Genomic DNA, 23,661 nt, shown 5'->3' with positions numbered 1-23,661 from the left:
GGCTGGCGGGGGGGCCGCCGTGAGCCCCCCCCAACTCGCCGGGGGTTTTGTGGGGGCGCGGGTGCCCCCGGGCGGCGCGCCCCCCCCCCCCCCGCGGGGCCGCCCGCCGGGGAAGTCGCCCGCCAGCAGCCATTCCGCGTACGGCTCGGTCACCACCGGCACCGCGTCGCGGATCCCGCCCAGCTCGTGCACGGCCCGCACGTCGGCGGGTGTGGTGGCGGGCGTGATCCGGTCCACCACGGTGCTCACGACCGACACCCCGGCTTCCAGCCATGCCGCGAACGCCGCGTCGCCATCCGCCGCCGCCTCGCGCAGCACCGAACGCAGCACCGCGCCGTTGTCCGGCACGTTGTCGCAGGGCACCAGGGTGATCGGTGCGGCGGACGCGCGGAACCGCGCCCGCAATCCCGCCACCAGCCGGGAGATCGCGGAGTCCCGCCCCGGCGGCGGCACCCGGTAGGCCGCCTCCGTCGCGGTGAGCGTCACCACCGCCACCTCGGGCGCGGCGAGGTCGGCGAGCCACTGGTCCGCCTCCGCACCCGCGTGCGCGCGGCTGAGCGAGCCGACGGTGCGCACCGGATCGTCCGCGCCGCGCACCAGCAGCGAGTACATCCCGCCCTGCGCCGTGAGCGCCGCGGGCAGCTCGGTGCTGCGGAACGTGTACGCCGCGATGCCCCACTCCGGATCGGCGGCGGTGTACCAGGCCTGGTGCGCGCGGTGGAACCCGCCGAGCCCCAGGTGCACGGCGCGGACGGGGGCCGGCTCGGCATCCCGGCTCAGTCGCACGATCACAACCGGAAGGCGGTTCGGGGCTGGCGGTCGTTGAGGTCGCGCAGGACCTGCGCGGCGTCGTCCTCGCCGAGCACGTGCTCCGCGACGAGCGAGGCCAGGTGCCCGGCGTCCACCCGGCGCGCGGTGTCGTGCCGGGCGGGGATGGAGCAGAAACCCCGGGTGTCGTCGATGAATCCGGCGGTGCGGTGGAAACCGGCCGTCTCGGTGACGGCGTCCCGGAACCGCCGCATCGCGCGCGGCGCGTCCAGGAACCACCACGGCGCGCCCAGGTACACCGACGGGTAGAACCCGGCGATCGGCGCGAGCTCGCGGGAGAACACCGTCTCGTCGAGCGTGCACAGCACGGTCCGGAACCGCGGATCGGTGCCGAACCGCCGCAGCATCGGGCGCAGCGACTCGGTGAACTCCGCGCGGGTGGGGATGTCGTGGCCGGTGTCGGGGCCGTAGCGGGCGAAGGTCTCCGGGTGGTGGTTGCGCAGGCTCCCGGTGTGCAGTGCCAGCACCAGGCCGTCCTCGCTGGACATCCGGGCCATCTCGCCGAGCAGCTGGCGCGACAGCAGCGCCGCGTCGCCGCGGCCGGCGCGCACCTCGCCGAACAGCCGGGAGGCCTCGTGCTCCGGCAGGAACTCCATGCGCGGGTCCGGGGCACCGTGGTCGGTCGCGGTGGCGCCGTGCGCGCGGAAGAACTCGCGCCGCGCCTCCAATGCCCGGACCAGGCCGCGGTAGTCGCCGGTGTCGATGCCGCTGACCTCGGCCAACCGGTCCAGCGCCGCGGGCCAGTCCGGGCGGGTCGCGTCGAGGTAGCGGTCCGGGCGGAACGTCGGCACCACCCGGCCCTGCCAGCTCGGGTCCTCGGCGAGCGCGCGGTGGTGGCGCAGATCGTCGGCCGGATCGTCGGTGGTGGCCAGCACCTCGATCCCGAACGAGCGGTACAGCGCGCGCGGCCGCAGCTCGGGGCGGGCCAGTCGTTCGGTGAGCTCGTCGAACAGCGCGTCGGCGGTCTCCGCCGCGGGCTGGACCGCCACGCCCAGCACGTCGTGCAGCTCCGCTTCCAGCCACTGCCGGGACGCGGTGCCGAGGAACAGGTGCCAGTGCGAGCAGAACGCCCGCCACACCTCGCGCGGTGGCGCCGGTTCCGCCGGACCACCGGGGAGTCCGCACTCGTGCAGCGGGACGCCGTGGGCGTGCAGCAGCCGCGTCACGTAGTGATCGGGCGTGACCAGCAGCGCCGCCGGATCGGCGAACGGCCGGTCCGCCGCGAGCAGCTCGGGGTCGACGTGCCCGTGCGGGCTGATCAGCGGCAGGTCGCGGACGTGCTCGTAGAGGCGCCGGGCGATGGGCCGTTGCACCGGATCGCTCGGCAGCAGCCGATCAGGGTGCGGCGCGAGCGGCATCGCCGCCGATGAAGTGGAACCACTGGCCATGCCCGCAGAATCGGCCGCGGGCCGCGCCCCGGACAACTAGTTGCCATCGGTTGCCGGACCGGTGGAGCCGCGGACCACGAGGTGCGCGTCGAACGTCCTGGACCGGGTGCCGCCGCCGGTCAGCTCGGCGTGCACCGCGTCGACCGCGCAACCGCCGACCTGTTCGGCGGGCCCCGCGATGGTGGTCAGCCCGGGCACCACCAGGTCGGCGCCGAAGATGTCGTCGCACCCGACGACGCTGCGGTCCTCCGGCAACCGCAGACCCATGACCTGCAGACGCTGCATCGCACCGATGGCGACGAGGTCGTTGTAGGCGATGGCCGCGGTGGCCCCGTCCAGGACGAACGCCTCCGCCGCGTCCCGGCCGCCCTCCCTGGTCGGCGGGTGCGGCCCGAGGAACGACGACCGCAGGCCCAGGGACGCGGCTTCGGCGTGCACCGCCCCCCAGCGCTGCCCGTTGATCCACGAATTGCGCGGGCCGGACAGGTAGGCGATGCGCCGGTGCCCGAACGCGGCGAGGTGGCGGACGGCGGTGCGCATCCCGGCCGCGGTGTCCACCACCAGGCTCGGCAGGCCCTCGATCACCCGGTTCACCATCACCAGCGGCCGGTGCCGCGCCAGCTGCCGCACCGAGTCGTCGGCGAGCCGGGAGGTGGCGAGGATCCCGCCGGTCGAATTCGCCAGCAGGTGCCGCAGGTTCCCGGCCTCCACCTGCGGCGACTCGTCGCTGTCGGTGAGCGCCAGCGCGTAGTGCCGCTCGATGGCGCGGGACTGCGCGGCCTTGATCAACCCGGCGTAGTAGGGGTTGGCGATGTCCGTGACGACCAGCATCAACGTGCGGGACCGGCCGGGCGCTTCGGCCCTGGCCAGCGGGCGCGGCTCGTACCCGATCTCCGCCGCCGCGGCCCGGACCAGGTTGCGGGTCGTGGCGCTGACCCGCGACGGATTGCCGAACGCGCGGGACACGGTGGACGCGGCGACGCCGCAGCGCCGCGCCACGTCGTAGATCGTCGGTCTGCGCTCGGCCACGGGCGCCACCTCCTGCTCGGCTCCGATCAATCGACCACGCCGACCGCCGCGATGACAACAGGCGGCGACCCGTCGCCGCCGACCTCCCGGCGTTCCCGGTGCCGGGCTCCGCGAGCCGCCGCGGGTTCCTCCCCGACGCGTTCGCCCGACCCCGTTGGACGAACGGGCCGTGCACCCGGCCGGTCCAGCGGAGGTGCCGCGCACTCGGCGGACCGGAGACCGTCAGGATGGGGAGGCAACCCGTTACGGGACCGGACAGTTCTCGTTGTACGGGGACGACGCTCGGGAGGCTCGCGTGACCTGGATGATCTACGGTGCGACCGGCTACACGGGGCGGCTCATCGCGGAGCGCGCCGTCGACCGGGGGCAGCGCCCGGTGCTGGCCGGGCGGGACCCGGCGAAGGTGGCGCGCGTCGCCACGCCGCTCGGCCTGCCCTACCGCGTGTTCGACCTGCGCGACGAGCGGGCCGCCACGACCGCGCTCGCCGACGTCGACCTGGTGGCGCACTGCGCGGGCCCGTTCTCGGCGACCTCCGCGCCGATGGTCTCGGCGTGCCTGGCTACCGGCACGCACTACGTGGACATCACCGGCGAGATCGACGTGTTCGAGTCGGTGGCCGCCCGGCACGAGGACGCGGCGAAGGCCGGCGTGGTGCTGCTGCCCGGATCCGGGTTCGACGTGGTGCCCACCGACTGCCTGGCCGCGCTGGTCGCCGCCGCGCTGCCCACCGCGACCACCCTGGACCTCGCGTTCCAGGCCAGCGGCGGGATCAGCGGCGGCACGCTCAAGAGCGCGCTGGAGGGCGCCGCGCTCGGCGGGCGGGCCCGCATCGACGGCGAGCTGCGCACCGTCCCGATGGGCTGGCGGCACCGGGAAGTGCCGTTCCCGTCCGGTCGCCACGCCGTGTCCTCGCTGCCCTGGGGCGACGTGAGCACCGCGTTCCGCAGCACCGGCATCCCGAACATCACCACCTACACCCGGCTGCCCGGCCTGAACCGGCTGGGACCGCGGGCGACGGCCGTCGGCCGCACCGCGCTGGGGAACCCGGTGGCGCAGCGCCTCGGCAAGGCGGCGATCGGTGCGCTGGTGCGCGGCCCCGGCACGGCGCAGCGGGCGCGGAACTGGGTGGAGGTGTACGCGGAAGCCACCGACGACGCCGGGCGTTCGGTCTCGGCGGCGCTGATCGGGCCGGACACCTACGAGTTCACCGTCGACTCGGTGCTGCGCACGGTCGCCGCCCTGCTCGCGGGCGGGGTCCGCCCCGGCGCGCACACCCCGTCCACCGCGTTCGGCCCCGACTTCGTCCGCCGCCTGCACGGGGTCCGGGTCATCGAGCCCGTCCGCTGACCCGCGGCAACGACCGGACCGCCCGTCCGGAACGGGACGGGCGGTCCGGTCACGTGGTCGGTCAGAGCAGGCCGAAAGTGGATTCGACGACCATCCAGACGCCGAAGACGGCGAACAGGGCGGCCGCCCCGTAGCGGATGAAGCGCTCGGGCAGGTGCTTGCCGAGCAGCAGCCCGACGCCGATGGCCAGCGCGTCCGCCAGCACCATGCCGACCGTCGAACCGATCCAGGTGCCGAGCCAGTCGTGCTGCGAGGCGAGCGTGACGGTCGCCAGCATCGTCTTGTCGCCGAGCTCGGCGAGGAAGAACGCGAGGGTCACCGCGATCACCGCGGAGCGGGCGGTGCGGCCCGCTTTGCTCTTCTCCGCCTCGGTGAGGTGGTCACCGCGCAACGTCCAAGCGGCGAAGCCGAGGAACGCGATTCCGGCGACGAGCCCGATCCACTCGGTCGGCAGCAATGCGCCCATGCCGAATCCGAGCGCGACGGAAGCGGCGTGCACGACGGTCGTGGCGATGGTGATTCCGAGCAGCACCTGCCAGGCCCGGAATCGGGTGGCGAACGTCATCGCCATCAACTGGGACTTGTCGCCGAGTTCGGCCACGAAGATGGCGGCGGAACTGATGGCGAAACTGGCGAACACGGTGGATGCACCTCTCCTGGGGCTGGGATCAGGCACGTCGCGGCCTCGACCCGATGTGCTTTCGGATCGAAGGTCTCGCCCGCCTGCGCTTCGAGAGGCTCCGCGACCGGGCGCGTCGTCGCGCCAGCATGTCGATCGCGAATTGAGGGCTACTCCCCTTCCGGCGCACAGATTACCCATTCCACCGGAACAATCAACACATCACCGGTAGATCGCGGACGCGAATTCAACCGGCCTCCCCGGCTGAAAACACGTTTCGGCGAACCGAAAACCATTCCGGCGGAATGCCGGAAAAGGAGTTCAGCGCACCAGCGCCAGTTCGGTCGGCACCGGCCGGGACACCAGCAGCCCCACCGCCGAGACGGTGTCCACGTCCTGCGCGCCGGGCCCGGTGCCCTCGACGCCGAGCTCGGGGCGCCACCGGGCGGTCTGCACCAGGCCCGGCTCGGCGAGGTCGTAGCCGTTGAACACGCCGCGGAAGGCGTCGGCGCTGCGCCAGGCCGGCCGGCAGCCGATGCGGGCGGCCACGTCGCCGAAGCGGTCGACCTGCTCGGGCGTGGCGGTGACCGCGGACAGGTGCGAGACGACGAGCGCACTGCCCACCGAGCAGGCGTCCCGGTAGGCGGCGACCACCCCGGACAGCTCGTCGTCGTCGGTGATGAACGGCAGCGCCGCCATCGCCAGCACCGCCACCGGCCGGGTGAAGTCGAGCAGGCCGGTGACGCCGGGCGCGGTGAGCACGCTCGCCGGTTCGCACAGGTCGGCCCGGGTCACCGTCACCCCGCGCGCCCCGGCGAGCTGCGCCTCCGCCAGCCGCACCGTGAACGGGTCGGCATCGACGTAGGCGACGCGCGCGTCCGGGTCGACGCGCTGGGCGGTGCCGTGCACGTCACCGACGGTGGGCAGCCCGGTGCCGAGGTCGAGGAACTGGTCGATGCCGCGCTCGGCGAGGTGGCGCACCGCGCGGCCGAGGAACGCGTGCAGCACGCGGATGTGCTCGGGCAGGTTCGGCAACACCGGTGCGAGGTCCGCGGCGAACTCGCGGTCCAGCTCGAAGTGCGCGGTGCCGCCGAGCAGGTGATCGCACACGCGCGCCATCGACGGCAGCTCCGGTGCTCCCGGCCCCACCAGCCCTCGTCGCCCGTCCGCGTCGGAACGCGTTCCCATCGCCCACCCCCAGGTTCGCGAACCTCCCCAGCCTAGATCGTCGGGGCACGCCCCGACAGGGAATCGGCGCGCGTGGGCCGGGTCACCGGGCGTCGGGGGAACAACCGGCGGCCGCGGCGGCGTTGCAGCACGCGGTGCTCCCCCGCTCATCTCCTCGGGCGGGGGAGATCACGGCACCAGGTGGTCGGAGTCCCGCGCGTCGGTGATGGCCATGTGCCCGGGTGCGTGGCCGATCGCCAACGGCGGCGCGGACCGCATCACCGCCGCCTGCGGCGTCACCCCGCAGGCCCAGAACACCGGGACCTCTCCCGGCCGCACCTCCACCGCTTCCCCGAAGTCCGGCGCGTCCAGGTCCCGCACCCCCAGCTCGCCGGGCGAGCCGACGTGCACCGGTGCCCCGTGCACCGCCGGGTAGCGGGACGTCACCCGGACCGCGGTGGCGACCTGCTCGGCGGGGATCGGCCGCATCGACACGACCAGCGGCCCGGAGAGCTTCCCGGCGGGGCGGCATTCGCGGTTCGTCCGGTACATCGGCACGTTGCGCCCCTGTTCGAGGTGCCGGACGGGCACGCCGGCCTCCAGCAGCGCGGCCTCGAAGGTGAAGCTGCAGCCGATGAGGAACGACACCAGGTCGTCCCGCCACAACCCGGTGATGTCGCCGAGCTCCTCGACGAGCGCGCCGTCCCGGTACACCCGGTAGGCGGGCAGGTCGGTGCGCAGATCGCCGTCGAAGATCGACGCCGCGGTCTCGCCGGGTTCGGTGACGTCCAGCACCGGACAGGACCGCGGGTTGCGCTGGGCGAACAGCAGGAAGTCGTAGGCCTGCGCCTGGGGCAGCACCAGCAGGTTGGCCTGCGTCCACCCGGCGGAACACCCCGCGGTGGGGGTGCGCAGGCCGGCGCGGAACTCGGCCCTGGCCTGGCTCGGGGTCAGCTCGGCTGGTCGCATCGGGATCACCTCTCGGTTCGGCGGAATCGGATGCGCTGCCCGGGGCGGGCTTGGGCGGCGCGGTCCACCTCGGCGGCGAGCAGCACCGCGATCACCGGGTACCCGCCGGTCACCGGGTGGTCGGCGAGGAACAGCGTGGGGCGCCCGGACGGCGGCACCTGCAGCGAGCCGAGCGCCATGCCCTCGCTGGGCAGCTCGTCGTCGCGGCACCGGGTCAGCTCGGGACCGTCGAGGCGCATGCCGACCCGGTCGATCTCGGCGCTGACCTCGAACTCCGCGCCGAGCAGCGCCGCGAGCGCGTGGTCGGTGAACCAGTCCGCGCGCGGCCCCGGCACGACGTCGAGCACCAGCTGCCCGTCGCGGGCGCGCACCGGGGCCTGGTCGATCACCGGGAACTCCCGCGGCGCGGGCCCGACCGGGAGCCGGGTGCCCGCCGCCAGCCGCGGCGGCCCGAGCCCGGAGAGCACGTCGGTGGCGCGGGACCCCAGCACCGGTTCGACGGCGATGCCACCGCGCACCGCCACGTAGCCGCGGAGCCCGCACGCCGGTGTCCCGAGCCGCAGCAGCGCTCCCGCGCGGACCCGCAGCACGGTGTTCACCGGTTCGGCCCGGCCGTCGACGGTGATCGGCCCGTCCGCGCCGGTGACCGCGACGGTCACGTCCCGTTCGGGCCGCAGCACCAGCCCGCCGAAGGTGGTCTCGATGCCCGCGGCGCCCTCTGGGTTGCCGACGAGCCGGTTCGCCAGCCGCAACGCACCCCGGTCGGCGGCACCGGAGACGCCGACCCCGATGCCCGCGTGGCCGGGGCGGCCCAGGTCCTGCACGGTCGCCAGCGGCCCCGGGGCGACGACCTCGATCACGAGACCTCCTCGAACCGGACGCGCACGCCGGGCCGCAGCAGCGCGGGCGGTTCCCGGTCGGTGCGCCAGACCTCCAGGTCGGTGCGGCCGATGAGCTGCCAGCCGCCCGGCGATTCCCGCGGGTAGACGCCGCTGAACTCCCCGGCGAGCCCGACCGCGCCCGCGGGCACCCGGGTGCGCGATTCGCCCCGCCGCGGGACGGCGAGCTTCGGGGAACCCCCGGTGAGGTAGCCGAACCCTGGGGCGAACCCGCCGAAGGCGACGGTCCAGGTGCTGCCGGTGTGCTCGCGCACCACGTCACGTTCGGTGAGCCCGGTCAGCTCGGCGACGGCGGCGAGGTCGGCGCCGTCGTAGACCACCGGCACCCGCAGCAGCCCGCCCTCGTCGCCGCCGCGTTCGCCGGGCCGGGCCTCGCGGACGGCGCGCTCGACGGCGTCCGGGTCGGCCCGCTCCGGGTCGAGCGCCAGCAGCAGCGTGCGGGCGGCGGGCACCAGGTCGACGACGCCGGGCGGGGTGTCGGCGCGCAGCGCGGCGTGCAGCGCCTGCACCGCGGGCAGGTCGTCCAGTTCCACCAGCAGCCCGGAGTCGGCGCAGCGCAGCACCCGCGGTCCGCTCATCGCGCACCGCCGGCGGCGAAGGGGGCGAGGTCGATCCCGGCGTCCCGCAGCCGGTCCCGCACGGTCTCGGCGATGGCGACCGCGCCGGGGCTGTCGCCGTGCACGCAGATCGAGTCGGCGGCCACGGTGATCTCGCCGCCGTCGGCGGCCTCGATCGGTTCGCCGCGGGCGATGCGCAGGCAGCGCCGCGCGATCAGTTCCGGGTCGTGCAGCACCGCGCCCGGTTCGCGGCGGGAGACCAGGGTCCCCTCCGGCGTGTAGGCGCGGTCGGCGAACGCCTCCCGGTACGTGGTCAGCCCGGCCTCGGCGGCGTGGGACAGGAAGCTGGAGCCGGGCAGGCCGAGCACCGCGAGCCGCGGATCGTAGGCGGTCACGGCCTCGACGACGGCCGCGGCCTGCTCCTCGTGGCGCACGATGGCGTTGTACAGCGCCCCGTGCGGTTTCACGTACCGCACCGCGGTGCCTTCGACGCGGGCGAGGCCGTCGAGGGCGGCCAGCTGGTACAGCACCTCGTCGGTGAGCTCGCGCGGCGGCACGTCGATGAACCGGCGGCCGAATCCGGCGAGGTCCCGGTAGCCGACCTGGGCGCCGACCGACACGTTCCCGGCCGCGGCCCGCGCGCAGGCGCGGCGGATCACCCCCGGGTCCCCCGCGTGGAACCCGCAGGCCACGTTCGCGCTGGTCACCACGCCCAGCAGCGCGTCGTCGTCGCCGAGTTCCCAGCGGCCGAAACCTTCGGCCAGGTCCGAGTTCAGGTCGATGCGCACGTCCCCTCCATTCACTGCCACAGCTGCGCCATCGCGCCGAGCGAGTTCACCCCGAAGTACAACGACAGCAGCCAGGCCAGCACGCCGATCACCAGCAGCCACCGCGGGTACCGGTACCCGCCGAGCAGGTCCCGGCGCCGCGCCCCGACCCACAGCAGCACGCCGAACCCGACCGGCAGGATCAGCCCGTTGAGCGCGCCCGCCAGCACCAGCAGCGTCGTCGGTGCCTGGTCCAGCAGCAGGAACACGACGGTGGACAGCGCGATGAACCCGACGACAAGCCAGCTGCGGGCCCGCTGCAGCGCCGGGGAGAAGGTCACCACGAACGACACCGAGGTGTAGGCGGCACCGACGACCGAGGTGATCGCCGCCGCCCACATGATCAGCCCGAACAGCCGGAGCCCGATCTCCCCGGCAGCGTGCTGGAACGCCTCCGCGGTCGGGTTGCCGGAACCGAGGGTGGCGCCCGCGGCGACGACGCCGAGCACCGCGAGGAACAGCACCGCCCGCATCACCCCGGTGACCAGCAGCGACAGCACCGATCCGCGGCTGACCTCGACGATCCGCTCCGGCCCGGTGACTCCGGCGTCGACGAGCCGGTGCGCGCCCGCGTAGGTGATGTAGCCGCCGACGGTGCCGCCGATGAGGGTGGTGACGGCGAGGAAGTCGACCCGGTCCGGCAGCACCGCCTGCTTCAGCGCCTCCCCCACCGGCGGGTCGGACACGACGGCGACGTAGCAGGTCAGCGCGATCATGAGCACGCCGAGCACGACCACGATCCGGTCCATCGCGACCCCGGCCCGCTTGCTCAGGAAGATCCCGATGGCCAGCAGCGCGGAAAGCCCGCCGCCGAGCTTCGCGTCCATCCCGACCATGGCGTCCAGGCCGAGCGCGGTGCCGGAGACGTTGGCGATGTTGAACACGAGCCCGCCGAACACGACGAGCGCGGCGATCGCGTAGCCCAATCCGGGCAGCACCGCGTTGCCGAGGTCTTGGGCTCGCATGCCGGAGACGCCGATGATGCGCCACACGTTGAGCTGCACCGCGATGTCGATGAGCACGGACAGCACGATCACGAAGGCGAACGCGGCGCCGAGCCGCACGGTGAAGTCGGTGGTCTGGGTGATGAACCCGGGGCCGATGGCGCTGGTGGCCATCAGGAAGACCGCCCCGATCAGCGCGCCGCGGTGGGCGCCGGTCTTGGTGGTGGTGCCGCTCATGCAGTGTCCTCCCGGCCTCCGGCCTGCCGCGCCGCCGTCCGCTGCGCTGGGGTTTCCCCGGCGGCCGGGTCGCCGGCCGCGCGGTGCCGCCACGATAGGGGCCGTTCGGCGAGGGATCAATAGTGCGTTCCTACATTCCCCATGTTCAACGTTCGATCGTTCAACAATCCTGCGGTAGCGTGTCGTCGGATCGTCGGACGTGCCCGCGGGCCGCCGCGGATACACTGCGGTTTCCGATCAACCCCGGGAGAGGCATGACCAGCGCGCAGTGGGTCGACCGGCTGGCAGCGGACCGGTCCCTGCTCGAACGGACCAGCACCGTCGAGCGCGTCACCGACCTGCTGCGGCAACGCATCATCCAAGGCGAACTGCCGCCCGGCACCCAGCTCTCCGAGGTCAGCGCGAAGGACGCGCTCGGCGTCTCCCGCAACACGCTGCGCGAGGCGTTCCGGCTGCTCGGCCACGAACGGCTGCTGGTGCACGAGATGCACAAGGGCGTCGCGGTGCGCAAGCCCAGCAGCGCCGACGTCGCCGACCTGTACCGGCTGCGCCGCATCGTCGAGGTCGGCGCGGTCCGCCACGCCGCCACCACCAAGCGCGAACTGGTCACCGCGGTGGCCCGCGCGGTGCGCGCCGGCGAGCAGGCCGCCGCCGACGGCGACTGGAGCGAGGTCGGCACCGCCAACATGCGGTTCCACGAAGCGCTCGTCGGGCTCGCCGACAGCCCCCGCACCAACGACGCGATGGCCGGGCTGCTCGCCGAGCTGCGGCTCGCGTTCCACGTGATGTCCACCGACGAGCGGGGCGGGCTCGACCCGCAGCGCACCCGCGGCTTCTACGAGAGCTACGTGGAGCGCAACCGCGCCATCGCCGACCAGGTCGCCGCTGGCGAGCTGGAGGCCGCGGCCACCGCGCTGGAGACCTACCTCGCCGACGCCGAGGCCCAGCTGATCACCGCCTACGCGGAACGCACCTGACCGCGCGCCGGTCCAGCGGCAGGACTCAGTCGACGAGCCTGCGGCGCATCGCGGTGTAGGCGAGCAGCCACATCAGCGCCGCGAACAGCAGCAGCGCACCCACGTGCAGCAGGTCGACGCCCGGGCGCAGGCCGAACGAGGCGTCCCGCACCAGCTCCACGCAGTGGTACAGCGGGTTGAACGCGGCCACCGTCCCCGCCCAGCCCGGCAGCTGGTCGATCGGGAAGAACGTGCCCGCCACCAGGAACAGCGGCGTGATCACCGCGCTCACGATGTAGTTGAACGAGTCGATCGACGGCACCACCGCCGAGCACCAGATGCCGAACAGCGCGAACCCCAGCCCCGTGATCAACCCGACCAGCGGCACCAGCAGCATGCCCGGCGCCGGGTCGAGCCCGAACACCATCGCCACCAGCAACGGGGCGCACCCGTACACCCCGGACTTGGTGGCGATCCACAGCGCCTCGGCCGCGACGAGCTCGTGCACGTCGACCGGCGCGGCGAGCATCGCGTCGTAGGAATGCTGGAACTTGCGCCGCACGAACGTGGTGAACATGCCGGCGAACGCGCTGGTGAACAGCACCGACGTCGCCACCACCCCGGTGCCGAGGAACTCGATGTAGGGCAGCCCGCGGATGGTCGCGATCAGCGAGCCGAGCCCGAAGCCGAACGCCAGCAGGTAGATCGTCGGCTCCACCACCGAGGAGAACGTGCTGGACAACCAGTACCGGCGGTACAGCGTCAGCTCCCGCCGCCACACCCCGGCGAACGCGGCCAGTTCGAAGGTGCGCAGCCGCTGCGGCGTGGTGCTCATTCCACTGCCTCCCCGGTGAGCGAGACGAACACGTCCTCCAGGTTGCTCACCCGGCGGTGCCCGGTGCCGAGCCGCGCCGCCACCGGCTCAGGCATCAGCTCGGCGCGCAGCACCGAGACGGCGGGCCCGGTGCGCCGGGTGCTGAGCCCGGCCTCGCGGGTGATCGTCTCCACTTCGACGAGCCGCGCGGGCGGGCCGTAGTACTCGACGACGTCCTGCCCCGCGTGCTGCAGGCGCAGCTCGTCGGGGGTGCCGGTGGCGATGACGCGGCCCCCGGACATCACCGCCACGTCGTCGGCGAGGCGCTCGGCCTCCTCGATGTAGTGCGTCGACATGAGCACGGTGACGCCGTCCGAGCGCAGCGCGTCGATCAGCGCCCACAGCTCCTGGCGCACCTGCGGGTCCAGGCCCACCGTCGGCTCGTCGAGCAGCACCAGCCGCGGCGAGTGCACCAGGCCGCGGGCGATGAGCAACCTGCGGCGCATCCCGCCGGAGAGCTCGTCGGTCTTGGTGTCGGCCCGCTTGCGCAGCTGCGCGAGGTCCAGCGCGCGCAGCACCGCCGCCGCCCGCTCGGCCCGCGGCACCCGGTACAGGTGCGCGAAGACCTCCAGGTTCTGCCGGGCGGTGAGCTCCTCGTCCAGGTTGTCCAGCTGCGGCACCACGCCCATCGCGGTGCGCGCCCGCTTCGACTCGCGCGGGACCCGGAAGCCGAGCACCTCGATCTCCCCGGCGTCCGCCCTGGTCTGCGCGGTGATCAAGCGCATCGTGGTGGACTTGCCCGCACCGTTGGGCCCGAGCAGGCCCAGGCAGGTCCCGGCGGTGACGGTCAGGTCGAGGCCGTCCACCGCGGTGATCTCGCCGTAGCGCTTCACCACGCCGCGCAGCGCCAGCGCGGATGACGTCCTCGTCGCGACACGCTGCCGTGCGGTCATGCGCGTTCCCCCCCAGGTGGCCCGTGGACTCCGCCAACCGTACCGACGCGGCCCGGCCGACCGGCGCAACCGCGGAGATCGCCGCGCGGCGCGGCGATCCCGGCGGCGGCTCGTACCTCCCGGCGGGGCCGCCGCCCCGCGGACCGCTAGGCGAGCCCGGCGAACAGGTCCTGCTCGGCGCCGTGCGGTCCGGTGCCCGGACCGCGTTCGCCGCGCACCAGCAGGAAGTGCTCGACGGCGAACTCGGGGCGGCGCACCACCTGGGCGAAGAAGCCGTCTTCGTCGATGTTCACCTGGCTGCGGTAGTGGCGCAGCGCCGCCAGCTTCGCCTCGTGGTGCGCGGCGCCGTCCAGCACCGCGGTGATCTCCTCGTCGGGCATGGTGTTCGGCTTGAACTCGGTGATCCCGGCCTCCCGCACGCGTTCCGCGAACGAGTCGGGCAGCACCGTCCAGTACACCTTCGGCACCTGCCAGGCCGCGCCGAGCTCCGGGGCGAACTCGGGGTCGGCGGCCGGGTCGAGCGCGTTCATCAGCGCCCGGTGCGCAGCGATGTGGTCGGGGTGGCCGTAGCCGCCGAAGTCGTCGTAGGTGATCGCGACGTGCGGACGTTCGGCGCGCAGCAGCGCGACCATCTGCCGGGTGACCTCCACCGGGTCGGCGGCGGCGAACACCCCGTCCTCGTGGTTGCTGTCCAGCCCGGCCATGCCGCTATCGCGCCAGCGCCCGGGGCCGCCCAGCCAGTGGTGGCGGATGTCGCCGAGCTCGGTGAGCGCGGTCGCGATCTCGCCGCGGCGGTGCTCACCGAGCGCGTCCGGAGCGCCCCGCGGGTGGGGGGGGGGGGGGGGGGCCCCCCCCCCCCGGGGGGGGGGGGGGGGGGGGCCCCCGGGGCCCCGGGGGGGGGCCCCCCCCCGCGGGGGGGGGCGGGGGCCGCCGCGGGGGGGGGGGGGGGCGCCCCGCCCGGGGGGGGGGCCCCCCCCCCCCGCGTCCGGAGCGCCCCGCAGGTGGGCGAGGGCGCCGGCGACGACCTCGCCGAGCTCTCCGCTGGTGCAGGTCACCAGGGTCACGGTGGTGCCGTCCGCCGCGTAGCGGGCCATGGTGGCGCCGGTGGCGGTGGCTTCGTCGTCGGGGTGGGCGTGGACCAGTAGCAAGCGGCGGTCGCTCATGCTTTCGAGAGTAGCCAACTCCACCGACTAGGCGGCGGAGTCCGCCGCCCGCTCCCCGGCCGGCCGTCACAGCCGGTCCGACAGCACCACCCACACCGGACCGGACGCGAACGGCAGCGGTTCGCCGGACGCCGTCGTGTACGTGGTGCCCACGTCGGCGGAGGGCCGGGACCAGCGCGCGTCGAAGGCCTTCCCGTCGCGCAGCACCACGGCCCGGCCGGAGCCCACCGTCGCGGCGTGCGGCGCGGCGCCCCCCGCCACGTCCTTCATCGCCGAGTCCCGCACCTCTACCTGCTGCAGCACGACGGTGCCCGCACCGAGCCGCCCGCTGTCCGCCGCCGTCGCGGGCGCGCCGTCCATCGACACCAGCCAGCGCCGCTGCTCCGGCGACCAGGTGAAACCGGTGGAGGCCGCCCGGTAGTCGACCTGCGCGGAGGTGCGCGGCGCACCGCCCGCCGGGGCGGGCCCGAACGCCAGCGGCGCCTTCGGCGACCAGCCGGCGCCCGCGGGCAGCTCGCCGGGGCGGACGTAGAGGTTGTGCGGCACCGGCTTGCCGGTGCCGCGGAAGAACGCACCGGGCGCCTGCTCCGGCTGGACCGCTTCGAGCGGCGCGGCGTTCAGCGCCGGCAGCAGTTCCGGGGCCGCGCCGGAGAACGCCAGCGTCGGCCTGCCGTACTGGGCGAGCAGTTCCAGGTCGGTCTCGCGGGCGCTGCGCACCGGCCCGACGACGGGCGGGCGCTGCTTCCCGAACACGGCGACGAGCCTGCTCAAGCCACCTTCGACCGGTTCGACGACGACCACGTCCGCGGTGCCGATACCGGTCGGCGGCCGGGCTTCCGGGGCGTTGTCGATCTTCACCGCGAGCACCGGGTCGTCGCTGCCGGGAGCTCCTTCGGCGGGCGTCGGTTCGGCGGTGGGCGGAGCCGCGCCCTGCGGGGCGTCCGGGGCGCGCTGCGTCCGCGCGGGCTGGCAGGCGAGACCACCCGCCAGCACGGTCACCAGCACCGCGAGCAGCACCACCGCTCGTCCGAGAAATCCGCGGTTCCGCACCATCGCCCACCCCTCACTCGAACACCCAGAGTGCCCCTCTTTCGGGTGACGAGCAAGGTTCGCAAGGCCCTGACCAGGTGTTGTTCATGGAAGGACTACCTCCGACGGTCACGATCAGTGCACCGTTCCGACCAGTAGCCGCCCCACCCACCAGCGCCCACCCGCGAACCGCACCGGGGGGGGCGGGCCCGCCCCCCCCCCCGGCGGGCCGGGCCCGGGGGGGGGGGGCCGGGGCGGGGGGGGGGCGCGGGGGGGGGGCCCCCGGGGCCCCCGGGGGGGGCGGCCCCCCCCCCCCCCGGCCGGGGGGCCCCCCCCCCGGGGGGCCCGGGGCGGTGGTCTATCTCAGGCCGGACGTCGCGCCCGCACGCATGCGGCGACTCCGCCGACCCGACGCCGCACCGGGGCGGTCCACCGGGCAGCCGTCCGGACCGCTCCGGCGCGCCGGGTCGAACCGAGTTCGCGCCGGGGCGACCACGACCGGCCTCCGAACACCCCATGCTGAAGGGCTGTTGAAACATGGCTAAGCAGATCAGCTTCGACGAGCAGGCGCGCCGCGCGCTGGAGCGCGGTGTCAACCAGCTCGCCGACGCCGTGAAGGTGACCCTCGGGCCGCGCGGCAGGCACGTGGTGCTGGACAAGCAGTTCGGCGGCCCGCAGGTGACCAACGACGGCGTCACCATCGCGCGCGAGATCGAGCTCGACGACCCGTACGAGAACCTCGGTGCCCAGCTCGCCAAGAACGTCGCCACCAAGACCAACGACGTCGCGGGCGACGGCACCACCACCGCGACCGTGCTGGCCCAGGCCCTGGTCAAGGAAGGCCTGCGCAACCTGGCCGCCGGCGCCAACCCTGCCTCGCTGGGCAAGGGGATCCAGGCCGCCACCGACGCGGTCGTCGAGGCGCTCAAGGCCAAGGCCACCCCGGTCAAGGGCCGCGACAACATCGCCCAGATCGCCACCGTCTCCTCCCGCGACGAGAACATCGGCGCGCTGGTCGGCGAGGCGATGGAGAAGGTCGGCGAGGACGGCGTGATCAGCATCGAGGAGTCCTCGACGCTGGCCACCGAGCTCGAGGTCACCGAGGGCGTCCAGTTCGACAAGGGCTTCGTCTCCCCGTACTTCGTCACCGACGCGGAGCGGCAGGAGGCGGTCCTGGAGGACACCCAGATCCTGCTGCACCGGGACAAGATCTCGAACATCCAGGACCTGCTGCCGCTGCTGGAGAAGGTCGCCCAGAACGGCAAGCCGCTGCTGATCATCGCCGAGGACGTCGAGGGCGAGGCGCTGTCGACCCTGGTCGTCAACGCGATCCGCAAGACCTTCCGGGTCGTCGCGGTCAAGGCCCCCTACTTCGGCGACCGCCGCAAGGCGTTCCTGGACGACCTCGCCGCCGTCACCGGCGCGCAGGTCATCGCCCCCGAGGTCGGGCTCAAGCTCTCCGAGGCCGGCCCCGAGGTCCTGGGCAGCGCCCGCCGCGTCACCGTCACCAAGGACGACACCATCCTCGTCGACGGCCACGGCAGCAAGGACGACGTGCAGGCCCGCGTCGAGCAGATCCGCAAGGAGATCGAGGCCAGCGACTCCGACTGGGACCGCGAGAAGCTGCAGGAGCGGCTCGCCAAGCTCGCCGGCGGCGTCGCCGTGATCAAGGTCGGCGCGGCCACCGAGACCGAGCTCAAGGAGCGCAAGTCCCGCATCGAGGACGCCGTCGCGGCGTCCAAGGCGGCGGCCGAGGAGGGCAGCGTCCCCGGCGGCGGTTCCAGCCTCATCCACGCGTCCAAGGCGCTGGAGGGCGACCTCGGCCTCACCGGTGACGAGGCCACCGGCGTGCGGCTCGTCCGCAAGGCGCTCGAAGCCCCGCTGTTCTGGATCGCCAGCAACGCGGGCCAGGAAGGCGCCGTCGTCGTCTCCAAGGTCCGCGACCTCGACTGGGGCGCCGGCTACAACGCCGCCGACCTCACCTTCGGCGACCTGATCGAGCCGGGCATCGTCGACCCGCTGAAGGTCACCCGCTCCGCGGTCGCCAACGCGGCCTCCATCGCGCGCATGGTGCTGACCACCGAGAGCGCCGTGGTGGAGAAGCCGGAGGAGGAAGCGGAGCAGGCCGCGGGCCACGGCCACGGCCACTCCCACTGACCTCCCGAGGAACTCCGGCCCGGCGGTTTCCCGCGGACCGACGCGGAAGCGCCGGGTTCGCGAGGGGCCGCCGGGGCCCGCGGGGCCCGGTCACCGGGCCAGGTCGTCGCGCTCAGCGGCGGTACCGCTGACGAGGAGTACCGAGAACGGCTCCGGCCGGTGGTCCTGCCGCCGGAGCAGGACGTGGGTCAGGGGCGGCACCCACGGGTGTCGCCCCTGATTCGTTTCCGCGCTCGCTCCGGGGTCCGCAGCGGATGACGCCCCTCGCAGTCATCCGATTCGGCCCGCCCGGTGCGGGCGCCGCCACCGCCGTTCGCGCGGCGGTCGCGTCTCAACCGGCCAGTGCGGCCACCCGGCGCTTGCGGGTCTTGATGATCACTTCGCGCTCGGACTCCGAAAGCCCACCCCAGATCCCGTAGGGCTCCTGCACGGCCAGCGCGTGCCGGCGGCACTGGTCCAGAACCGGGCAGTGCTGGCACACCTCTTTCGCCTTCGACTCACGCCGCGCCCGTGCCGGGCCGCGTTCGCCGTCGGGATGGAAGAAGTACGCGCTGTCCATCCCGCGACACGAACCCTTGATCTGCCAGTCCCAGATGTCCGCGTTCGGGCCTGGAAGACGTCGAGTGTCGGCCATTGCGACAACCACCTCCCACCGGTGGATCCCCTCCCCGCCACGGCGGCTGCCGTGGCCTCGCATGATCCAAGGTAGAACCGCGCCAATACTTGTTCAACCCCTTTCGCGCCGAAAGCTGTTCACTGACGGGTGATCTCTGACCGGTGGCATCCGGGTGCACCCGCTTGCCACCGGCCGCCACGATCCGGAACATGACCGCGTGACCATGCGGGAGGAACCCCTGTCCGGGCAGCACGGCGCCGCCCGGGCGGTTGATCCACGACTTGCCGACCACCCGGACGGCCCTGCGCTCGCCGGCGGCGCCGCAGGCACCGGCGAAGATCGGAACGGTGCCCACCGCAAGATCGCGGAGGCGGGCGCGGACCGAGCCGCCGGCGAGGGCGGCAGGCACCGTCGCGATACGGAGCCGACGGCCCGGCAGGACGGGGATCCGGGCACCACCGCCGAAGACCGGTCGGGAACGTCGGGAGGAGCGGACGCGGACGGCGCACCGGACGACCGGCCGGACGCCGAGCTCGCCACCGGACTGCTCGGCGCGGCAGAACCGTCCGGCGCCGCCGAGCCGGAGGAGCCCCGCCTCTCCGTCGCGGCCGTCGCCCGCAGGCTCGGCGGCGCGCCCGCGACCCTGCGCACCTGGGACCGCCGCTACGGGCTGGGCCCCACCGACCACGCCACCGGGCGCCACCGCCGCTACGGGCCCGAGGACGTCGCCCGGCTGGAGCAGATGCAGCGAGCCCTGCTCCGCGGCGCGTCCCCGGCCGAAGCCGCCCGCTACGCGCTCGCCGCGACCCCGCCGCTGCCCCGGCACGAGGACGGCGCGGCGGTGCCCGCCGCCCCCGCGACCGCCGAACCCGTCCTCATCTCCGGCGTGCTCGACCCGCTGGACGAGGAACCCGTCGCGTCCGCCGCCAACCCGGGCGGGCGGGGTCTGCGCCTGACCGGTGCCGGACCGCGCGCCCGGGGACTGGGGCGGGCGGTCCTCGCGCTGGACGCCTGGCACCAGCAGCGCCTGCTCGCCGAGTCGATCGAGCACCACGGCGTGCTCGCCACCTGGTCCGAGGTGCTGTCGCCGGTGCTGACCGCGGTGACCGGGCGCTGGCAGCACACCGGGACCGGGGTGGAAGCGCTGCGGCTGCTCGCCGACAGCGCGTCGACCGCGTTACGCGCGGTGCTGGCCACCGCTCCCGAACCGCGCAACCCGCGCCCGGTGCTGCTCGCGCCGGTGCCGGGGGAGCAGCAGGAGCTGGAGCTGGTCGCGCTGGCCGCCGAACTGGCCGCCCGCGGCGTGGGGATCCGGTTGTTCGGCGCGGGCCTGCCGCCGGAGGGCTTGAACGCCGCGGTGCGCCGGGCGGCGCCGTCGGTGGTGGTGCTCTGGTCGGAGCAGCCGCACTACGCGGCGCCCGCACTGCTCGCCGGCTTGCCCGGGACGCGCCAGCGGGCCCGGGTGTTCGCCGCCGGATCGGGCTGGGCGCCGGGCCGGTTGCCGGGGCATGCGGAGACGGTCTCGAACCTCGCGGAGGCCGCGGAAGGCGTCGTTCGCGTCGTGCTCGATTGACATGTGACGCAAATCACTTATGGCAAGTTTCCGCCGAATGCCGGGGGTCGCGAGATCGGGTGGCTGATCGCCCGACAGGGCCACAACAGGGTGAATATCGCAGGTATGGGCCTTGAGCGAGGGGTGACATCGGCTCTCGCCCGCACCCGCGTCGGGCCCTGCTCCGTTCCGGTGAATATCTCGAACGAGTGGCGTGAGCCGATCTCTGGACGGATTCAGCACTAGATCGTGTCAAGGTTCGCCGCACTGCGTCCGATAGGGGAAGAGGAACGTCACTCGCCTGCAGGAAGGAGTTCCCGTGACGACGGTCCTGATCTGTGATGACCGACGCAGCGTCCGGGAAGGGCTCACTCGCGTGATGTCTGCTGTCCCAGGAGTGAGCCGGATTGATTGCGTAGCACACGGTGACGAGCTGCTCGCGCGCTTCGCGCGGCAAGCGGTGGACGTCGTGCTGGTCGGCACCCAACGCGCGGTGCCGAACGGTGTCGAGGCCACCAGGCGGCTCGTCTCCGCCCACCCCCAGGCCAACGTGATCGTCTTCGGTGCGCCGGACGACGCGGGCAGCATCGCGGCGGCCATCGCCGGCGGTGCGCGCGGATACCTGCGCTGGGACGCCTCGCGGCCGGAGCTGGTCGCCGCGCTGGCGCACACCTTGGCCAGCACGTCCGTCCCCGCGCCGCGGCAGCCGTCCGATCCGGGCGTGCAGCTCACCGAACGCGAGCTGCAAGTGCTGCGGGGGATGAGTCAGGGGAAGAGCAACGGCCAGATCGGCCGCGAGCTCTACCTGTCCGAGGACACCGTCAAGACCCACGCCCGTCGGCTCTTCCGGAAGCTCGGAGTGCGCGATCGGGCACAGGCGGTGGCGCACGGGTTCAGACGAGGGCTGGTCGCCTGAGTCGAACGGGACTCCGCGGATGCCCACCTGCTCGCTCGATCATCCGGGTTCCGGTCGGAGCACGACGTGCGCCGATCGCCCGCGGGCGGCGGGCCGCGCCTCGCATCGCGTTCGTCCAGGGCGGTTCGCCCCGGACGACTCCGGTGCCCGGCACAGCCCGGCGACCGGGCCCTCGCTCGCGAGGGCTCGACCGATGATCCGAGGAGGTTCCGCGGGAGCTCCTTCCTGCTGTGTGACGCCCCTCGCCGGAAAGCGGCCCGCGGCCGCCGCCCGGTTCACCTCGACGCCGCCGTTCGGGCTCGGCGGCGTCGACAGGACTTCGGTGTCCGCCGCCATGTCCCGGTGCTTCCGCATCGCCGGGACATGACGGCGGACACGTCCCACGACCCGGCCGGGACGAGCCGGGAGTCGACCGTCGTGTCGCGAACGTCCCCCCCTACCATCCGTCGATCAGTGCCGGTTCCGGACTGCGCGGACGATGCTCGGGTGGATATCTGGTAGTTATGGTTACGTGACAACGACCGCCGCTGGCCCCCACTCCCTGTTCAGGGATCTGTCCTTTCCCGGTACGGTGACCTCGGCGCTGCGTGCGGTGCACGTGATGTTCGCCGAGCAAATCCGAGTCGCTTGAACGCGTAACACCAGGGCTGCTGTCTGCGATGAGCAACGTGGGGGACGGGCTGGACGCACTTGTAGGCGCCGCCGTCGACGGCGATCGTCAGTCGATCGAGCGCTTGCTGGCCGAAATCCGTCCTTTGGTGGTGCGGTATTGCCGCGCCAGGGTAGGACGAAACGAACGGTCGTTCGCTTCGGCGGACGACGTCGCCCAGGAAGTGTGCCTCGCCGTGCTGACGGCGTTGCCCAGCTACCGGGATCAGGGTCGTCCGTTCCTGGCGTTCGTGTACGGCATCGCCGCGCACAAGGTGGCTGATGCTCATCGGGCGTCGGCCCGCAACCGCTCCGAGCCGGTGGCGGACGTTCCGGACACCCCGGAGTCCGAGGCTGGACCGGAGCAGCGGGCCATGCAAGGTGAGCTTTCGGGCAGGATGGCGCAGCTGTTGCGCGTCCTCCCGGCCAAGCAGCGGGAGATCCTGCTGCTCCGGGTGGTCGTCGGGTTGTCCGCGGAGGAAACGGCCGAAGCGGTCGGTTCGACTCCGGGAGCGGTGCGAGTGGCACAGCACCGCGCACTGGCCCGGCTGCGCAAGACGCTGTCCGCGGAGGAGGTGGTCTGAATGGTCGAGCGGGAAGAATCGGAGCGCGCCCCGAAACGGGAGCACGCCTCGGACGATCCCGTCGATTCCGGCCGGCAGGACGACCGTGCGGGCGGAACGCGTGCGCCGGAGGATTCTCCGGCCGTGCCCGCCGCTGGCGAGGGAGCCGAGCTGATCGACAATCGAGAGTCCGACTCCGCCACCCCGGCGGCGTCCGGGTCGCACACCGCCGAGATCTCCGACGGTCCGGAAGGGGACGCCGGGGACCACCCTACCGTCCATTCGGCCCATTCGGCCACGCCTGGCGAATCCGCTGAACGGACCGGCGAGTCCGGTTCCGCGGACGAGGCGGACGAGCAGCGCACGATCCGGGCGGCGCGCCCCGAGGACGAGGTCGTGGCCGAACCGGCGGGCACCTCGGCCGCGGAGTCCGGTGCCACGGTGCTGGACTTCCGGCGACGACCCCTGCTCACCGACGCCGACACCGAGCAGGCGACGGCGGCGGGCCTGATCGACGCCGACGAGGTCGGTTCGGAACCGCTGAACCTCTCCGAACTGCAGGCCGACGACGCGCTGCTCGACGCGCTCGGCGGCACCAATCCGAACGTGCCCGCGGAGTCCGCCGACACCGCGCCCGCGCTGGAATCCTTGCTGGTCGCGTGGCGGCGGGAGGTGGACGCGGCGCCGATCGGCGACCTGGTGGACACCGATGCCGCGGTCGCCGCGATCGCCGCGGGCAGCAGGCCGCGCCGCAAGTCCCGCCGCAGGCACCTGGTCCCGGTGGCCTCGGCCGCCGCGGTGCTGATGATCGGGTTCACCGGGGTCGGCCTCGCCGCCCGGGACGCGATGCCCGGCGACATGCTGTGGGGCGTGGCGCAGGTGCTCTACAGCGATCACTCCCAGGAGGCCGCGGCCGCCCAGAAGGCGCAGTCGCAGCTCGACGAGGCGGAAAGCCTGTGGAACTCGGGCAACTACAGCGACGCGAAGGTGTCCCTGCAGTTGGCGCACGAGACGATGCAGAACGCCGGTGCCCACCTCAAGGAACTGGAGGCGCGGCACCAGGTGCTGGAGAACCGCTTCCAGCAGCCGCACCTGCCGGGCGGATCCACTTCGGAGTCCTCGTCGAGTTCGCACCCGACGTCGACGACGACCGTCGAGCCGCCCCCGCCGTCGAACCCGCAGCTGCCGCCGCCGGACTGGCCGACGCCGACCTCGCCGAGCACACCGAGCTCCTCGCAGGAGCCGACCGAGCCGACGACGGAGCCGAGCGAGACCAGCGGCAGCTCCGACCTGCCGTCCAGCGGGAATCCCGAGGACTCGACCTCGGCGCCGCACAACGGCGGCGGGCTGTTCCCCTCGCCCAACTGAGCAAGCACGAACCCGGGTCCCCCCCCCCCCCCGGCGCGGGGGGCCGGCGAGGTTCGGGTGGGGGGATGAGCCCCGGGGGGGGGGCGGGCCCGGGGGCCTGGGTTGTGTGCGAGG

At 73.8% G+C, this 23,661-nt stretch carries 22 protein-coding genes and 1 pseudogene; 8 read left to right on the top strand and 15 right to left on the bottom strand.

Going from position 1 to position 23,661, the window contains the following annotated elements; genetic code table 11:
• From LCD31_RS04380 to LCD31_RS04370, 3 genes and pseudogenes are all read right to left on the bottom strand, one after another.
• Positions 1-786, bottom strand: a pseudogene (locus LCD31_RS04380) (mannitol dehydrogenase family protein); the annotation flags it as partial.
• A 2-nt stretch (positions 787-788) separates the two neighbouring features.
• Positions 789-2,216 (bottom strand): glucuronate isomerase, encoded by a 1,428-nt coding sequence (gene uxaC, locus LCD31_RS04375; protein WP_224956141.1) that lies wholly within the window; start codon positions 2,214-2,216, stop codon positions 789-791.
• Between the two features lie 36 nt (positions 2,217-2,252).
• Positions 2,253-3,245 carry a LacI family DNA-binding transcriptional regulator gene (locus LCD31_RS04370; protein ID WP_224956140.1) on the bottom strand — a complete coding sequence of 331 codons (993 nt, stop codon included), beginning with the start codon at positions 3,243-3,245 and terminating at the stop codon, positions 2,253-2,255.
• A 304-nt stretch (positions 3,246-3,549) separates the two neighbouring features.
• Between LCD31_RS04370 and LCD31_RS04365 the strand changes: the two genes are divergently transcribed.
• A complete protein-coding gene (locus tag LCD31_RS04365) occupies positions 3,550-4,593 on the top strand; it encodes a trans-acting enoyl reductase family protein (RefSeq protein WP_224956144.1) in 1,044 nt (347 codons plus the stop codon).
• Positions 4,594-4,654: 61 nt separating this feature from the next.
• On the opposite strand, the gene LCD31_RS04360 is transcribed toward LCD31_RS04365, so the two are convergent.
• The 7 genes from LCD31_RS04360 to LCD31_RS04330 form a co-directional block, all read right to left on the bottom strand.
• The gene (locus LCD31_RS04360; protein WP_224956139.1) at positions 4,655-5,233 is read right to left on the bottom strand and encodes a TMEM165/GDT1 family protein; all 579 of its coding nucleotides are present in this window, start codon (positions 5,231-5,233) and stop codon (positions 4,655-4,657) included.
• Between the two features lie 300 nt (positions 5,234-5,533).
• Positions 5,534-6,400: an SAM-dependent methyltransferase gene (locus LCD31_RS04355; RefSeq protein ID WP_224956138.1), complete on the bottom strand. Its 867-nt coding sequence runs from the start codon at positions 6,398-6,400 to the stop codon at positions 5,534-5,536.
• Between the two features lie 168 nt (positions 6,401-6,568).
• Positions 6,569-7,333, bottom strand: a complete 765-nt coding sequence (locus LCD31_RS04350; RefSeq protein ID WP_224956143.1) for a putative hydro-lyase — start codon at positions 7,331-7,333, stop codon at positions 6,569-6,571.
• Between the two features lie 20 nt (positions 7,334-7,353).
• A complete protein-coding gene (locus LCD31_RS04345) occupies positions 7,354-8,208 on the bottom strand; it encodes a biotin-dependent carboxyltransferase family protein (RefSeq protein WP_224956137.1) in 855 nt (284 codons plus the stop codon).
• Positions 8,205-8,825 carry an allophanate hydrolase subunit 1 gene (locus LCD31_RS04340; protein WP_224956136.1) on the bottom strand — a complete coding sequence of 207 codons (621 nt, stop codon included), beginning with the start codon at positions 8,823-8,825 and terminating at the stop codon, positions 8,205-8,207. Before LCD31_RS04340 ends, LCD31_RS04345 begins: the two co-directional genes overlap by 4 nt.
• A complete protein-coding gene (locus LCD31_RS04335) occupies positions 8,822-9,586 on the bottom strand; it encodes a LamB/YcsF family protein (protein WP_224956142.1) in 765 nt (254 codons plus the stop codon). Before LCD31_RS04335 ends, LCD31_RS04340 begins: the two co-directional genes overlap by 4 nt.
• 17 nt (positions 9,587-9,603) lie before the next feature.
• Positions 9,604-10,812, bottom strand: a complete 1,209-nt coding sequence (locus LCD31_RS04330; RefSeq protein ID WP_224956135.1) for an NRAMP family divalent metal transporter — start codon at positions 10,810-10,812, stop codon at positions 9,604-9,606.
• Between the two features lie 254 nt (positions 10,813-11,066).
• Here LCD31_RS04330 and LCD31_RS04325 point away from each other — a divergent pair, with 254 nt between their 5' ends.
• Positions 11,067-11,789, top strand: a complete 723-nt coding sequence (locus LCD31_RS04325; RefSeq protein ID WP_224956134.1) for a GntR family transcriptional regulator — start codon at positions 11,067-11,069, stop codon at positions 11,787-11,789.
• Between the two features lie 25 nt (positions 11,790-11,814).
• Here LCD31_RS04325 and LCD31_RS04320 read toward each other — a convergent pair whose 3' ends face one another.
• From LCD31_RS04320 to LCD31_RS04305, 4 genes are all read right to left on the bottom strand, one after another.
• Positions 11,815-12,603, bottom strand: a complete 789-nt coding sequence (locus tag LCD31_RS04320) for an ABC transporter permease (RefSeq protein ID WP_224956133.1) — start codon at positions 12,601-12,603, stop codon at positions 11,815-11,817.
• Positions 12,600-13,535 carry an ABC transporter ATP-binding protein gene (locus LCD31_RS04315; protein WP_224956132.1) on the bottom strand — a complete coding sequence of 312 codons (936 nt, stop codon included), beginning with the start codon at positions 13,533-13,535 and terminating at the stop codon, positions 12,600-12,602. The genes LCD31_RS04320 and LCD31_RS04315 overlap by 4 nt, the downstream gene beginning before the upstream one ends.
• Positions 13,536-13,681: 146 nt before the next feature.
• Positions 13,682-14,698, bottom strand: a complete 1,017-nt coding sequence (locus LCD31_RS04310) for a PIG-L family deacetylase (protein WP_224956131.1) — start codon at positions 14,696-14,698, stop codon at positions 13,682-13,684.
• A gap of 66 nt (positions 14,699-14,764) precedes the next feature.
• Positions 14,765-15,751, bottom strand: coding sequence for a DUF3048 domain-containing protein (locus LCD31_RS04305; RefSeq protein WP_224956130.1), 987 nt, complete (start codon positions 15,749-15,751; stop codon positions 14,765-14,767).
• 513 nt (positions 15,752-16,264) lie between these two features.
• Between LCD31_RS04305 and groL the strand changes: the two genes are divergently transcribed.
• Positions 16,265-17,884, top strand: coding sequence for a chaperonin GroEL (gene groL / locus LCD31_RS04300; RefSeq protein ID WP_224956129.1), 1,620 nt, complete (start codon positions 16,265-16,267; stop codon positions 17,882-17,884).
• Between the two features lie 331 nt (positions 17,885-18,215).
• Here groL and LCD31_RS04295 read toward each other — a convergent pair whose 3' ends face one another.
• Positions 18,216-18,518 (bottom strand): WhiB family transcriptional regulator, encoded by a 303-nt coding sequence (locus tag LCD31_RS04295; RefSeq protein ID WP_224956128.1) that lies wholly within the window; start codon positions 18,516-18,518, stop codon positions 18,216-18,218.
• A gap of 205 nt (positions 18,519-18,723) precedes the next feature.
• Between LCD31_RS04295 and LCD31_RS29355 the strand changes: the two genes are divergently transcribed.
• From LCD31_RS29355 to LCD31_RS04275, 5 genes are all read left to right on the top strand, one after another.
• Complete coding sequence (locus LCD31_RS29355) at positions 18,724-20,073, top strand: MerR family transcriptional regulator (RefSeq protein WP_304614391.1); 1,350 nt, start codon at positions 18,724-18,726, stop codon at positions 20,071-20,073.
• Positions 20,074-20,371: 298 nt separating this feature from the next.
• Positions 20,372-20,968: a response regulator transcription factor gene (locus tag LCD31_RS04285; RefSeq protein ID WP_184483053.1), complete on the top strand. Its 597-nt coding sequence runs from the start codon at positions 20,372-20,374 to the stop codon at positions 20,966-20,968.
• 232 nt (positions 20,969-21,200) lie between these two features.
• Positions 21,201-21,335, top strand: coding sequence for a hypothetical protein (locus tag LCD31_RS28895; RefSeq protein ID WP_255615575.1), 135 nt, complete (start codon positions 21,201-21,203; stop codon positions 21,333-21,335).
• Between the two features lie 292 nt (positions 21,336-21,627).
• Complete coding sequence (locus tag LCD31_RS04280) at positions 21,628-22,200, top strand: sigma-70 family RNA polymerase sigma factor (RefSeq protein WP_184483051.1); 573 nt, start codon at positions 21,628-21,630, stop codon at positions 22,198-22,200.
• A 123-nt stretch (positions 22,201-22,323) separates the two neighbouring features.
• Entirely contained in the window at positions 22,324-23,547 is a 1,224-nt protein-coding gene (locus LCD31_RS04275; protein ID WP_224956127.1) for an anti-sigma-D factor RsdA, read from the top strand.
• Positions 23,548-23,661: the final 114 nt, after the last annotated feature.

Source organism: Saccharopolyspora sp. 6M (assembly GCF_020176775.1).
GTDB lineage: Bacteria > Actinomycetota > Actinomycetes > Mycobacteriales > Pseudonocardiaceae > Saccharopolyspora_C > Saccharopolyspora_C gregorii.
This window is presented reverse-complemented; position numbering and strand designations above follow the sequence as displayed.